The sequence below is a fragment of the Halomonas sp. XH26 genome, from assembly GCF_024138895.1.
GTDB classification, from domain to species: Bacteria; Pseudomonadota; Gammaproteobacteria; order Pseudomonadales; family Halomonadaceae; genus Vreelandella; species Vreelandella alkaliphila.
The window spans coordinates 2,554,699-2,569,217 of the sequence record NZ_CP071889.1 but is presented as its reverse complement, the minus strand read 5'-3'; the positions used below and the strand labels follow the sequence as shown (position 1 = coordinate 2,569,217).

Here is a 14,519-nt window from a genome sequence, read left to right as displayed (position 1 = left end):
GAATTGCCGCCTCAAGGCCATGAAAGGAAGCCAGTTTCAATGTTGTCAACGCCCAGTTTTTCGTCACCAACAGGCAGTCAGCCCCCACAACTATTCACCGGCGTGGCCGTCTTTCTATTGGCCGCCATCGCACTGGTGGTGCCCAGCGGTTACTCACTGGGTGCGTTACTTCTGGTGCTGGCGGGTCTAGTGCTTATCGCCCTTCGCAGAGTTCCCATTCTGACGCGCCAGGACGGTGCCATCATCGCCGTGCTACTGGTTTATGCAGCTATTACGATGTTGGAAGCTTGGCTGGGTGGTCAGGGTGGTAAAGGCTACGACAAGCCTAGCCGTTTCATCCTGGCCATTCCGGCCCTCTTCTGGGTGCTACGCTACCCCCCAAACTTGGCTTTTCTTTGGAGCGGCATCGCCGTGGGGGCGATCAGTGCTGGCACCTGGGCCGGATGGCAGAAGCTATTCGAAGGAGTAGATCGTGCCCAGGGGCATACCCACGTTATCCAATTCGGTAACCTAAGTATGTTACTTGGGGTGCTTTGTTTGGCGGGGCTTGGATGGGCAGTTGTTCAGCGACAGCGCAACGTGTGGGTGGTTTTCATGATGCTGGGTGCGATGGGCGGCATACTAGGCTCGCTATTTTCAGGTAGCCGAGGGGGGTGGGTAGGCTTCCCTATCGTATTGATGGTGCTATACCGTGCTTATGGAACAGGGTTTTCACCGAAGCTAAAGGTCGCGGCTGTAGTCGCGGTGTTAATCGCCGGTGTCGCGGTCTATGCCGTGCCTCAGCTTGGTGTGCAAAGCCGCGTTCATCAAGCGTTCAATGATGTCAATTTGTATATCTCTGGTGAGAACCGTTCCACCTCATTGGGTTCTAGGTTTGAAATGTGGCGTGGAGCTACGCTGTTAATTCAAGAAAAACCGTTAATAGGTTGGGGAAGCAATGGCTACGAGCAGGCGATGGCAGTGCTGGGGGAGGAGGGCGTTATTGAGCAAGAGGCCGCTTCGTACGGCCACGCACATAATGAATTTATAGATGCTTTTGCCAAGCGTGGTTTGATTGGCTTGTTTGTTCTATTAGCGCTCTACATCATTCCAATGCGCTTGTTTGCTAGGCAGCTAGGTGCCGACCATTTAGCAATTCGATCTATTGCTACCGCGGGCGTGCTGCTCTCAGTCACCTATATCGACTTTGGCCTCTCTCAAGCGTTCTTAACTCATAACAGCGGTGTGATGATGTATGCTTTTTTACTAGCCTCGTTTTGGGGTATCTATGCAAATCTTACGAGAGAAGCAAGTCATACCAAGTTCCAAAGTTAACTTTTAAGTCATTGATCCCGTAACAAAAAAAGCCAGTTCTTACAGATCTGGCTTTTTTTATGTGTTTCATGGGTAATGTAGCAAAATTTAATGAATTAACTGTATAAGGTTTGTCAACGTAGAGCCTTGCCAGTTAATCCCTTACAATGGCTCCGCTTCGATAGCACAGGTTAACCACTTTTTAAGCCGCACAGCGTAGGGCAAGGGAATGCGCCCGTTAGAATCCCTGGGCGGTAGCGTGCCTTTTTACTGGAAATCATCATGTCAAATAGCCCATTTTTTCTAACGCGGCCGGCTCGCATGCTGCTGGCAGCGTTAAGCGTTGCCGTAGTAAGCGGCTGCGCTACCTATCCCAACAGCACACAACAGCAAGCGCAGTACGTGCTGAATACCGACTCAGCCAAACTGCTGAGCGACGACAACCTCAATGGCTTTTTATCTCAAGCGCCTGCTGGGGCAGTCATGAATCTAGTACGCAGCCCCTGGGGCGATAATGTCGAAATTATTGCAGATGCCCCCTACCTCGCGGCCAGTGGTAGAGCGTGTCGGCAGTTGCGAGTAGTAGAGTCAGGAAGTGGCGCTGCCCGTACTGCACTTACCTGTGAGACTCCCAATGGTTGGGTTAATCAGCGAGTGCTAAGCCAAAGCACTTCCGCGACATCAACAGCAGCACAAGGGCGCTAAAAATGAACGCTATTCGTCTTCTTAAACGGCTCTCGTTTAAACGCCCTCTTGCCGTTGCTTCGCTGGTTATTATGAGTAGTGCCGTAAGCACGACGGGCTGGGCACAAAGCATTAGCCTACCTAATACTATTTTGCCGGAAGGGCAAACCCGTGAGCAGCAAGAACAGGTAGATGATACGCCACGTGCCGATTGGCGTAGCGGCACTTATGGGCCTATCAGCGCACAGCCGCAAAACCCAGATGAATTACCCCCGTTCGGGGCCAACCTGTTTAGCGGTGGCTTTCGTGGCGCGATGGGCGATGGCTTGAATGCTAGCTACCAAGTAAAGCCCGGTGATCAAATTACCGTGCGTGCCTGGGGTGCGTTTGAGTTTGAACGCGTGCTACCGGTGGATGCCCAGGGCAATATCTTTATTCCTGGTTCTGGCCCATTAAATGTAGAGGGCCAAAACAGCCAGCAGGTAGAAAGCAGTGTGCGCGGTGCCATCACATCGGTTTACCCAGAAAACGTACAAGTTTACACCAACGTGCAGGGTGTTCAGCCCGTTGCTGTTTTTGTCACCGGGTATGTTGAAAATCCAGGCCGTTTCGCAGGTACACCGAACGACTCAGTACTCTATTTTCTTGATCAAGCAGGCGGTATCGACCAAGACTTGGGCAGTTATCGTCAAATTCGCGTGATGCGTAACGACCGTACGGTTGCCACGGTCGACCTATACGACTTTCTTATCAATGGTTCTATTGCTCGGCCGCAGTTTGAAGATGGCGATACCATTGTGGTCGAAGAGCGCGGCCCGGCGATTGCGGTGGGGGGCGATGTGCATCGCGAACACCGTTATGAATTACTGGGCAATCAGCTAAGCGGCGCTGAGTTAGTGAATCTGGCGCGCTTAAGAAGCGGTGTTTCCCATGTTCTGCTACGCGGTAACCGGGAAGAAGGACCCATTGCTCAATACTTCCCTATTGATATGTTCTACGGTCAAACCATTCGTAGTGGCGATGAAGTCCTGTTCAGCGCCGACAAGCGTAGTGAAACCATCGTGGTTGAAGTGGAGGGCAGCTACTACGGGCCTTCGCGTTACGCGTTACCCCGCGATGCACGCTTAAGCGAACTGCTAGATGCCATCCCTGTGCCAGAAAATATGACCGCGGTAGAAAGTATCTCGCTACAGCGCGAAAGCGTTAGGCAGCAGCAAAAGCAGTCTATGGAAGACAGCCTGCGTCGCTTAGAAACTACCTATCTCAGTGCTGAATCCAGCACTAATGAAGAAGCGCGAATTCGTGCCCAAGAAGCCGAACTGATCCAAAACTTCATTGAGCGTGCCCGAGAGCTAGAGCCTAGCGGCCGTTTGGTTGTTGCTTACAACGACCAAATTTCGGATATTCGCCTGCAAGATGGCGATGTTATCACTATTCCTGAATTGAGCGATTCGATGCTCATTAGTGGTGAAGTGCTCGTACCCCAAGCCGCTGTTTATCGCCCTGGCATGAACGTGATTGACTACATCGAAAGCGCTGGTGGTTTCACTAACCGCGCCGATGAAGACCACATTCTAGTGGTTCGTCAGAACGGCGCGGTAGAAAATGCCCGCAACGTTAACCTGCGCCCAGGCGATGAAATTCTGGTCATGCCCGCCGCACCTACCCACAACCTGCAGCTAGCTTCTACGCTCACGCAGATATTGTTCCAAATTGCCGTCGCTACCCGCGTCGCAGTTGATCTGTAAAGGGTGAGGTGTGAGGGGTAAAACCACTAACACCTCACGCCTCAAACCTCACATCTCACTTATTTAAAAGTAGAGCTATGGCAAATGTAAAAGGTGCGCCTAAGGGCGCCCGTACGCCTTGGCAAGTCACTCGTAGCGTTTGGTACGCCATGTTCATACGGGAAGCGCTTTCCCGTACGATGGGCGATCGCATGGGCTGGTTCTGGATGCTATTTGAGCCAGTTGCCTTTGTTGGCATTATGGTGTCCATGCGAAGCTTTATTCGCGGTGGTAGGCTAATTGTAAACGCTGAATTTATCCCATGGTTAATTGCGGGACTATTGGGGTTTATGTTAGTTCGGGAAGGAATGATGCGTGGTATGGGTGCGGTTGACAGTAATAAAGCACTGTTCGCCTATCGCCAAGTACAACCCGTTGATCCTGTTATTGTACGTAATTTCTTAGAAGGGGCATTGCGTAGCTTCGTTTTTTTAGTTTTTATCGCAGGCGGCCTCATGCTGGGGTTGGATATGTACCCAGACAATGCGGTTCGCGTGATGGCGGCGTGGCTATCGCTTTGGAGTCTGGGGTTAGGTTTGGGGCTGGTAACGTCTGTTGCCGCAACACTGGTACCTGAAGTTGGCAAAGTGATACGAATGCTCTCCATGCCGTTAATGATTCTATCGGGTGTGATAATCCCACTAAATAGCTTGCCTCACTGGCTGTTGGAATACCTAATGCTCAACCCCATTCCTCATGGGCTAGAGACATTGCGCCTAGGCTTTTTTGAAAACTACCAGGTGGTTCACGGCACCAGTATGCTCTATTTTTGGTTGTTTACACTCACTTTGATTTCGGTAGGGCTACTGATGCACCTGCGCTTTGTTGATAAGTTAAAGGCAAAATAATTCATGCAAGCTTCCCTACGTCGATTTGTAAAAACATCGCCCCAGTGGGCAGTAGCGTTTGTTGCTATTCTGCTGGTGTCTTTTTATTGGTTTGTATGGGCAGAAGAGCGCTATGTATCCCAGGCTACGGTGGTGCTAGAAAGCCCTCAGGTCGCCACACCAGAATTTAGTCTTTCTTCATTGATGGGCGGTGGCGCTGGTAATACAGCTGATCTTCTATTGCTACGTGAGCATCTGCTGTCTGTCGATATGCTGCGTTTACTAGATGAACAGCTCGATATTCGCCAGCACTACAACGAACACGGCGATATTTTTGCCAAATTGCGTGACCCTAATGTCCCGATTGAAGACTTACATAAATATTACCTGCGCCGGGTAGAGGTAGAGCTTGATGAGTATGCGGGTGTTCTAAATATTCATGTGCAAGGTTACACACCGGAATTTGCTCATGATATGGCTGCATTGCTGCTAGAAGCAGGCGAAAACCATATGAATGAAATGGGTCATCGCTTAGCCGAAGAGCAGGTTCGCTTTTTAGAACAGCAGATGATTCGCCTGGAAGATCGTTTTCGCGAAACGCGTACGGAACTACTCGAATTTCAAAACGAGTACGGCCTAGTATCGCCCACCTCAACGGTAGAAAGTATTAACCAAGTTGTCGCTACGCTAGAAGGTGACTTAGCTCGACTGCAAGCGCAACGCAATGCATTGGCAAGCTTTCAAAGCTCGCAGTCAGCTGAGCTGCGCCAAGTAGAGCGCAGTATCACGGCACTGCGCGACCAAATTGTTGAGCAGCGCGACCGCTTAGCCCAGGCAACGGGTGATTCGTTAAACCGCGTATCGGCTGAGTACGAAACACTAGAACTTCAAGCTCAATTTGCTCAAGAAACTTATTCAAGCGCATTAGCCGCGTTGGAAAACACGCGCTTAGAAGCCGCCCGCCAGCTCAAACAGGTGAGTGTGCTGCAAAGTCCGCTATTCCCAGAATACCCAACCGAACCAAACCGCCTTTACAACAGCAGTGTGTTCGCCATCATCACTATCTTCCTAGCCTTTATTTTCAGCATGATTATGATGATTGTGAAAGATCATAGGGATTGATGAGTACCGTTGTAGCCGAGCGGTGCCCCTTGTAGTGCGGCGTAACGAGGTTGCGAGGAACGAGCGAAACCGAGGCACCCGCAACGGCGGCGCAGCCACCCAAAGGCCTCCAGTCAGCACCGCATTGTTACCCCCGCGGGTGCGCTGACGCTTACACCGCGCTACAAAATCAATGCACATCGTAGTGCGGAGTAACGAGGTCGCGAGGAACGAGCGAAACCGAGGCACCCGCAACAACGGCGCAGCCACCCAAAGGCCTCCAGTCAGCACCGCATTGATACCCCCGCGGGTGCGCTTCGCTTACCACGCGCTACAAAATCAATGCACATCGTAGTGCGGCGTAACTAGGTCGCGAGGAACGAGCAAAACCGAGGCACCCGCAACGGCGGCGCAGCCGCCCAAAAGCTTGCAGTCAGCACCGCATTGATGCCCCCGCGGGTGCGCTGACGCTTACACCACGCTACAAAATCAATGCACATCGTAGTGCGGTGTAACGAGGTCGCGAGGAACGAGCGAAACCGAGGCACCCGCAACGGAGGCGCAGCCACCCAAAGGCCTGCAGTCAGCACCGCATTGATACCCCCGCGGGTGCGCTTCGCTTACCACGCGCTACAAAATCAATGCACATCGTAGTGCGGTGTAACGAGGTCGCGAGGAACGAGCAAAACCGAGGCACCCGCAACAGCGGCGCAGCCGCCCAAAGGCTTGCAGTCAGCACCGCATTGATGCCCTCGCGGGTGCGCTGACGCTTACACCGCGCTACAAAATCAATGCACATCGTAGTGCGGAGTAACGAGGTCGCGAGGAACGAGCAAAACCGAGGCACCCGCAACGGCGGCGAAGCCGCCCAAAGGCTTGCAGTCAGCACCGCATTGATGCCCCCGCGGGTGCGCTGACGCTTACACCGCGCTACAAAATCAATGCACATCGTAGTGCGGTGTAACGAGGTCGCGAGGAACGAGCGAAACCGAGGCACCCGCAACGGCGGCGCAGCCACCCAAAGGCCTGCAGTCAGCACCGCATTGATACCCCCGCGGGTGCGCTTCGCTTACCACGCGCTACAAAATCAATGCACATCGTAGTGCGGTGTAACGAGGTCGCGAGGAACGAGCAAAACCGAGGCACCCGCAACAGCGGCGCAGCCGCCCAAAGGCTTGCAGTCAGCACCGCATTGATGCCCTCGCGGGTGCGCTGACGCTTACACCGCGCTACAAAATCAATGCACATCGTAGTGCGGCGTAACGAGGTCGCGAGGAACGAGCAAAACCGAGGCACCCGCAACGGCGGCGAAGCCGCCCAAAGGCTTGCAGTCAGCACCGCATTGATGCCCCCGCGGGTGCGCTTCGCTTACCACGCGCTACAAAATCAATGCACATCGTAGTGCGGTGTAACGAGGTCGCGAGGAACGAGCGAAACCGAGGCACCCGCAACAGCGGCGCAGCCACCCAAAAGCCTCCAGTCAGCACCGCATTGATACCCCCGCGGGTGCGCTTCGCTTACCACGCGCTACAAAATCAATGCACATCGTAGTGCGGCGTAACGAGGTCGCGAGGAACGAGCAAAACCGAGGCACCCGCAACGGCGGCGAAGCCGCCCAAAGGCTTGCAGTCAGCACCGCATTGATACCCTCGCGGGTGCGCTGACGCTTACACCGCGCTACAAAATCAATGCACATCGTAGTGCGGCGTAACGAGGTCGCGAGGAACGAGCAAAACCGAGGCACCCGCAACGGCGGCGAAGCCGCCCAAAGGCTTGCAGTCAGCACCGCATTGATGCCCCCGCGGGTGCGCTGACGCTTACACCGCGCTACAAAATCAATGCACATCGTAGTGCGGCGTAACGAGGTTGCGAGGAACGAGCAAAACCGAGGCACCCGCAACGGCGGCGAAGCCGCTCAAAGGCTTGCAGTCAGCACCGCATTGATGCCCCCGCGGGTGCGCTGACGCTTACACCGCGCTACAAAATCAATGCACATCGTAGTGCGGCGTAACGAGGTCGCGAGGAACGAGCGAAACCGAGGCACCCGCAACGGCGGCGAAGCCGCCCAAAGGCTTGCAGTCAGCACCGCATTGATGCCCCCGCGGGTGCGCTTCGTTTACACCGCGCTACAAAATCAATGCACATCGTAGTGCGGTGTAACGAGGTCGCGAGGAACGAGCGAAACCGAGGCACCCGCAACGGCGGCTAGCGCCACCGAAAAAGGACTTTTCGATGTTAGATATCATCCACCACGGTGGCGCAACAGGCGTAACGGGTAGCTGTCATCAGCTCATCCTCAATAGTACACACTCGTTACTAGTAGACTGCGGTCTCTTTCAAGGTGAAGACGCAGCGCAAGACCATTTCCAACAGCTGCAAATTGAATTTGATATCAGTACCGTTAAAGCTCTGATCATTACCCACGTACATATTGACCACGTGGGGCGGCTGCCTTACCTGCTGGCGGCGGGTTATAAAGGCCCCATTATCTGCTCGGTTCCTTCGGCCATACTGCTACCGCTAGTGATTGAAGATGCCTTAAAAATCGGCTTCACGCGTAATGCAGATCTGATTCAACGCTTTCAAGCGCAGCTCGAATCACAAATCGTCAGCGTGCCTTACGGCAAATGGCACACGGTTGTGAATGATTACGAAAAGGGTAAGCAGGGCATTACTACCCGCGTCAAGCTCAAACGGGCAGGCCACATACTCGGTTCTAGTTACGTAGAAATAGCTCATCGGCGCGCCAATGGAGCCAAAGAACGGATTATCTTTAGCGGTGATTTAGGGGCACCCTACGCACCACTACTACCTGCACCTAAATCACCCTACGGTTGCGACCAGCTAATTCTCGAAAGCACCTACGGAGACCGCCAGCACGTAGGCCGCCGCAAGCGCCGTGCCACGCTTAAAAATGCCATAGAAAAAGCCCTTGGTAACGGCGGTACAGTGATGGTGCCAGCCTTCAGTATAGGCCGTACACAAGAGCTGTTATACGAGCTAGAAGGCATTGTCCATGAAGCCAAGCGCAACAAAAACAGCCAGTGGCAACAGCTAGAAATTATCGTCGACTCCCCTTTGGCAGCGCGCTTTACCCGTGTGTACCGCCAGTTAAAACCCTACTGGGACAAGGAATCCCAACGCCGCGTACGCAGTGGCCGCCACCCGCTCAACTTCGAAAATCTCTACACCGTAGAAAGCCACGAAGCCCACGAGCAAACTGTCCAATACCTAGCAAAAACCGGTCGCCCAGCGGTAGTCATTGCTGCCAGTGGCATGTGTGCGGGTGGGCGCATCATGAACTACCTAAAAGCCATGCTAGGTGATGAGCGCCACCAGGTATTGTTCGTGGGGTATCAAGGCGCAGGCACACCAGGGCGAGCGATACAGCAATATGGCCCGCAGGGCGGTTGGGTGGAAATTGATGGTCAACGTATCGACATTAAAGCAGGGGTTACCACCATCAGCGGCTACTCAGCTCATGCCGATCAAAAAGGCCTGCTCAATTTCGTAAAACGTATGCGGCGCTGGCCCTACACCATACACTTGGTGCACGGTGAACAAACCGCCAAACGCGCGCTCAAACATGAGCTAGAAGTGCTTTATCAGCGCACTAGCAAACCGCTTAATATCAATATGTAGTGCGGTGTAACAAGGCCGCGAGGAACGAGCGAAACCAAAGTATCCGCAACCACAGCGAAGTCCTAGACTGCTGATTAGTATAGTACCGCTTCGCACTGCACTCACGGGTGCGCTTCGCTTACCGCGCGCTACCTATTAAACACCTAAAGAGTCGGTGAAACTTACTTGCCCATGAATTTCCTATTCACTATTCACCACTCACTATTCACGAATTTAAAATGATTGAAATCAAACATCTTTACAAGCGTTACCACAACCATCATGGTAGCGATTGGGTACTAAAAGACGTCAATTTCACCATCCCTCTGGGCGTTAGTGTAGGCTTAATAGGCGCGAACGGAGCAGGTAAATCGACACTTTTGCGTCTTATTGCTGGCATGGACACCCCTGAACGTGGCGAGGTTATTCGTCACAGCCGTGTTTCCTGGCCGGTAGGGCTTTCTGGGGGAATGCAGGGAAACATGACGGGGCGCCAAAACGTTAAATTCGTTGCGCGTGTGCAAGGCAGTGGCTCCGAAGAAGTCAAACGGGTTATCAAATTCGTAGAAGAGTTCGCAGAAATTGGCCCAGCTTTTGATGAGCCCATTCGTACTTATTCATCGGGCATGAAGTCACGTATTTCGTTTGGTTTATCGCTCGCGTTTGATTTTGATGTCTACATTTCCGATGAAGCCACTGCCGTTGGCGATCGTGCGTTTAAAGCCAAAGCTAAAGAGCTATTTGAATCGAAAACGGGCCAAGCCTCTTTGATAATGGTTTCCCACTCAGAAGGCATTTTGAAAGATCTCTGCCAGGCAGGAGTTTATTTAAAAAAAGGCAGCGCCTTTTGGTACGACGATATCAACGATGCCATTGCCGCCTATCATTCAGATGTAGACAAAAAGAAACGTCAGTCTGAATTGCCTAGCGATGTGATAGGGGCTCGTAAATACCTGCAGGCCTGTCACGCTGATTTAAAAGCCGCTCAAGAAACCCTAGCTGATGCCAAAGAGCAGGACGACAAAAAGGCGCTCGCTGCAGCTAAAAAGGCAGTTAAAGAAGCTAGCAGTAGAGCAAAAGAAGCGCGTGAAAATTTAGAGCTACGGCAAAGCACACGCTAGTGTCAGCGCTAATAAGATAGCCAATAAGACAGTTATTGAGATTGCAGCATGAGTAAAACGTTTTTCATTACCGGCGGGGCAGGTTTCATTGGTTCTGCCGTTATTCGTGAGTTAATCCATAACACCGACAACCAAGTCGTGAATGTTGATAAACTCACTTATGCAGGCAATCTAGAATCGTTGGTAAGTGTCTCCGACAGTGAGCGCTACACGTTTGTGCAAGCAGATATTTGCGATACACCTGTGATGCAGCAGCTGTTTGAACAGCACCAGCCCGATGTAGTAATGCATCTCGCAGCAGAAAGTCACGTAGATCGTTCTATCGACGGCCCCTCCGAGTTTATTCAAACCAACGTGGTTGGTACTGCAGTTTTGCTAGAAGCCGCACGCGCGTACTGGAAAACCCTACAGCAGCAAGATGCAGCCAAGGCAGAAGCCTTTCGCTTTCATCACATCAGTACAGATGAAGTGTATGGCGATTTGGAAGGCACCGATGACCTCTTTACCGAAACTACGCCTTATGCGCCCAGTTCACCCTACTCGGCCAGCAAAGCCAGCTCAGATCATCTAGTGCGTGCATGGCAGCGCACCTACGGCCTGCCCACACTGGTCACCAACTGCTCTAACAACTACGGGCCATATCACTTCCCAGAAAAACTGATCCCGCTAATGATCCTCAATGCCCTAGCAGGCAAGCCGCTACCGGTATACGGCAATGGCCAGCAAATCCGCGATTGGCTATATGTAGAAGACCACGCTCGCGCCTTAATCAAAGTGGCCACAGAAGGTGAAATCGGCGAAACCTACAACATCGGCGGGCATAACGAAAAAGCCAACCTCACCGTTGTTGAAACATTGTGCGACCTGCTTCAAGAGCTAGTGCCACAAGAGCATTCGTACCGTGAGCTCATCACCTTCGTGACAGACCGTCCCGGCCACGACGTACGCTACGCCATTGATGCCAGCAAAATTGAACGTGAACTGGGCTGGAAGCCAGAAGAAACCTTCGAAACCGGCCTAAGAAAAACCGTCGAATGGTACCTCGCCAACGAAACCTGGTGGAAGCGCGTACAAGATGGCAGTTATCAAGGTCAGCGATTGGGTAGTATTTCATGAATATCGTCATCACCGGCGGAAATGGCCAAGTAGGCTTTGAGCTCCAGCGCCAGTTTGCCCCGTTCGGCACTATCCTGGCCCCAGCGCGCCAAGAGCTTGACCTAACCAACGCCGAAGCCGTCGATGTTTATCTTGAGAAACACCAGCCTGACCTGATTCTCAATGCCGCTGCTTACACCGCCGTTGATAAAGCCGAGAGTGAACCAGAGCAGGCACAGCGTTTAAACGCCGAGCTACCCGCGCAGCTAGCTGATTACGCCGCGAAGCAGGGTATTCCTCTGGTACATTACTCAACGGATTATGTTTATCCGGGTAACGGCGAAACACCTTGGCAGGAAGATAGCCCCACAGGCCCGCTAAGCGTTTACGGCCAAACCAAGCTGGAAGGGGATAAAGCGGTGCTTGAAAGTGGTGCCAGCCACCTGATTTTTCGCACGAGCTGGGTCTACGCCGCACGCGGCAACAACTTCATGAAAACTATGCTGCGGCTGGGCCGCGAACGGGAAGCGCTAAGCATCGTCAACGACCAAATAGGCGCGCCTACGCCGGCACGGCTAATCGCTCAAGTCACCGCGCTGGCATTCACCACCCAAGGCTCTCCACTGACCATCAATATATCGTCAGGGGTTTATCATCTCGCACCACGCGGTGAAACCAGCTGGCACGGCTTCGCCAGCGAAATTTTCAACCAGGCGCGTGAAGCAGGGGAGGCACTGGCGATTACATCTGAAAAAACGGCTGGTATTCCCACGGCAGAATACCCAACGCCCGCCCAACGCCCACTGAATTCACGCATGGCGCTGGGTAAGTTAGAGAGCGCACTAGGCATTACAATGCCCGCCTGGCAAAGCCAGCTGGGACTGACATTACGTGAATATCTGGATCAATAGCCCGATCATTAACAAGCCATGCAGAAACAGCCTTGCGTATACATAATGGCCAGCGAAAAACGCGGCACACTCTATATCGGTGTGACCAGCGACTTAGTCCAGCGAGCATGGCAGCACAAGCAGCAGTCATACGACGGTTTCACAGCAAGGTATGTAACCAACCAACTCGTATACTTTGAACAAGCAAGTGATATGGAAGCGGCTATAAAACGTGAGAAGCAGCTCAAGAAATGGAACAGAGCGTGGAAAATCCAGTTAATCGAAAACCACAACCCAAATTGGAAAGACCTCTACCCTGACATACTTTAGCCTGGCTAGCAGAACCACAATGGATTCCCGCTAAAGGCACGCGGGAATGACAGAAGGTCGGGCACGCGGGAATGACAAGACGGCAGGCATGCGGGAGTGACCGTCAGTAGGCATCATTCCCGACAGCCACACCCCCGTCATTCCCGAGTGGGGTTATCGGGAATCCACCTTGACCTTACCCGCCGAGGCCAGAGTACTAAAATCAAACTGGATTCCCGCTAAAGGCATGCGGGAATGACAGGACGGCAGGCATGCGGGAATGACAGAGCGGCAGGCATGCGGGAATGACAGAGCGGCAGGCATGCGGGAGTGACAGAGCGGCAGGCATGCGGGAATGACAGAGCGGCAGGCATGCAGGAGTGACAGAGCGGCAGGCATGCGGGAGTGACCGTCAGTAGGCGTCATTCCCGCCAAACCACACCCCCGTCATTCCCGAGTGGGGTTATCGGGAATCCACCTTGACCTTACCCACTGAGGCCAGAGTACTAAAATCAAACTGGATTCCCGCTAAAGGCATGCGGGAATGACGAGGTGTAAGGTGTCATTCCCGAGCGGGGTTATCGGGAATCCACCTTGACCTTACCCGCCGAGGCCAGAGTACTAACATCAAACTGGATTCCCGCTAAGGGCATGCGGGAATGACGAGGTGTAAGGTGTCATTCCCGAGTGGGGTTATCGGGAATCCATCTTGACCTTACCCACTGAAGCCAGAGTACTAAAATCAAACTGGATTCCCGCTAAAGGTACGCGGGAATGACAGAACGGCAGGCCGCGGGAATGACAGAACAAAAGGTTAATGAATGACTATGAGCCAAAGCTCACAAAGAAAAGGCATTATCCTAGCCGGTGGCTCGGGCACGCGGTTACACCCCATTACCCGCGGTGTATCCAAGCAACTCCTGCCGATTTATGACAAGCCGATGATCTACTACCCGATCTCGGTGCTTATGTTGGCAGGTATTCGCGATATTCTGATTATCTCAACGCCGGAAGACCTTCCCCAGTACCAAAACCTACTAGGCACTGGCGAAGACTTTGGCATTCGCCTGCAATACGCTGAACAGCCTAACCCCGATGGCTTGGCCCAAGCGTTTATCATTGGGGAAGAATTTATCGGTGAAAGCCCCGTTTGCTTGGTACTAGGCGACAACATCTTCCATGGGCAGCACTTTTCTGACCAGTTAAAGCGCGCCAGTTCACACACGTCGGGCGCGACGGTATTTGGCTATTTAGTGAAAGACCCTGAACGTTTCGGCGTGGTGGAATTTGATGAGCAAGGCCACGCGATCTCTATCGAAGAGAAACCGAGAAAGCCCAAGTCGGCTTATGCTGTTACTGGCTTATATTTCTACGATAACGATGTTGTTGAAATCGCCAAAAACGTAATGCCATCAGAGCGTGGCGAGCTAGAAATTACCAGTGTGAATAACGCCTATCTAAAGCGTGGTGATTTACGCGTAGAACGCCTTGGCCGCGGCTTTGCCTGGTTAGACACCGGCACCCACGACAGCTTGCTAGAAGCCAGCCAATATGTGCAAACCATTGAACACCGCCAAGGCCTTAAAATCGCCTGTCTGGAAGAGATCGCCTGGCAGCAGCAGTGGATTAGCGACGAGCGCTTAGCCGAACTAGCCAAGCCACTCGCCAAAACCCAATACGGCCAATACCTGCAACGCCTACTCAAAACGAAAGGTAATAAGTGAGGGGGGAGTAGTGAGGAGAAAGTAGTCTCACCCTTCACGCCTTACATCGAGTTCCTCACCCCTCACG

Annotated in this window: 12 protein-coding genes; 11 read left to right on the top strand and 1 reads right to left on the bottom strand. The window is 52.8% G+C overall.

All coding sequences use genetic code 11. The features are described 5' to 3' along the window. Positions 1-39 precede the first annotated feature (39 nt). From J4377_RS11825 to J4377_RS11780, 10 genes are all read left to right on the top strand, one after another. On the top strand, positions 40-1,314 hold the full coding sequence (locus J4377_RS11825; protein WP_253485709.1) for an O-antigen ligase: 1,275 nt from the start codon (positions 40-42) through the stop codon (positions 1,312-1,314). Between the two features lie 261 nt (positions 1,315-1,575). Next, positions 1,576-1,998, top strand: coding sequence for a DVU3141 family protein (locus J4377_RS11820; RefSeq protein WP_083006182.1), 423 nt, complete (start codon positions 1,576-1,578; stop codon positions 1,996-1,998). A 2-nt stretch (positions 1,999-2,000) separates the two neighbouring features. Beyond that, positions 2,001-3,725, top strand: coding sequence for a polysaccharide biosynthesis/export family protein (locus tag J4377_RS11815; protein WP_253485707.1), 1,725 nt, complete (start codon positions 2,001-2,003; stop codon positions 3,723-3,725). 77 nt (positions 3,726-3,802) lie between these two features. Next, positions 3,803-4,612, top strand: coding sequence for an ABC transporter permease (locus J4377_RS11810; RefSeq protein ID WP_253485705.1), 810 nt, complete (start codon positions 3,803-3,805; stop codon positions 4,610-4,612). Positions 4,613-4,615: 3 nt separating this feature from the next. Continuing rightward, entirely contained in the window at positions 4,616-5,713 is a 1,098-nt protein-coding gene (locus J4377_RS11805) for a chain-length determining protein (protein ID WP_253485702.1), read from the top strand. Between the two features lie 2,211 nt (positions 5,714-7,924). Beyond that, positions 7,925-9,334, top strand: coding sequence for an MBL fold metallo-hydrolase RNA specificity domain-containing protein (locus tag J4377_RS11800; protein ID WP_253485699.1), 1,410 nt, complete (start codon positions 7,925-7,927; stop codon positions 9,332-9,334). 218 nt (positions 9,335-9,552) lie between these two features. After that, complete coding sequence (locus J4377_RS11795; RefSeq protein WP_253485696.1) at positions 9,553-10,434, top strand: ABC transporter ATP-binding protein; 882 nt, start codon at positions 9,553-9,555, stop codon at positions 10,432-10,434. 48 nt (positions 10,435-10,482) lie between these two features. Further along, a complete protein-coding gene (rfbB, locus tag J4377_RS11790; RefSeq protein ID WP_253485693.1) occupies positions 10,483-11,550 on the top strand; it encodes a dTDP-glucose 4,6-dehydratase in 1,068 nt (355 codons plus the stop codon). Then, entirely contained in the window at positions 11,547-12,440 is an 894-nt protein-coding gene (gene rfbD / locus J4377_RS11785) for a dTDP-4-dehydrorhamnose reductase (RefSeq protein WP_253485691.1), read from the top strand. Before rfbB ends, rfbD begins: the two co-directional genes overlap by 4 nt. Positions 12,441-12,458: 18 nt before the next feature. Continuing rightward, a complete protein-coding gene (locus tag J4377_RS11780) occupies positions 12,459-12,749 on the top strand; it encodes a GIY-YIG nuclease family protein (RefSeq protein ID WP_301271681.1) in 291 nt (96 codons plus the stop codon). A 153-nt stretch (positions 12,750-12,902) separates the two neighbouring features. On the opposite strand, the gene J4377_RS11775 is transcribed toward J4377_RS11780, so the two are convergent. Further along, positions 12,903-13,154, bottom strand: coding sequence for a hypothetical protein (locus J4377_RS11775; RefSeq protein ID WP_253485687.1), 252 nt, complete (start codon positions 13,152-13,154; stop codon positions 12,903-12,905). Between the two features lie 401 nt (positions 13,155-13,555). On the opposite strand from J4377_RS11775, the gene rfbA reads away from it, so the two are divergent. Continuing rightward, positions 13,556-14,452: a glucose-1-phosphate thymidylyltransferase RfbA gene (gene rfbA, locus J4377_RS11770; RefSeq protein ID WP_253485685.1), complete on the top strand. Its 897-nt coding sequence runs from the start codon at positions 13,556-13,558 to the stop codon at positions 14,450-14,452. Positions 14,453-14,519 lie beyond the last annotated feature (67 nt).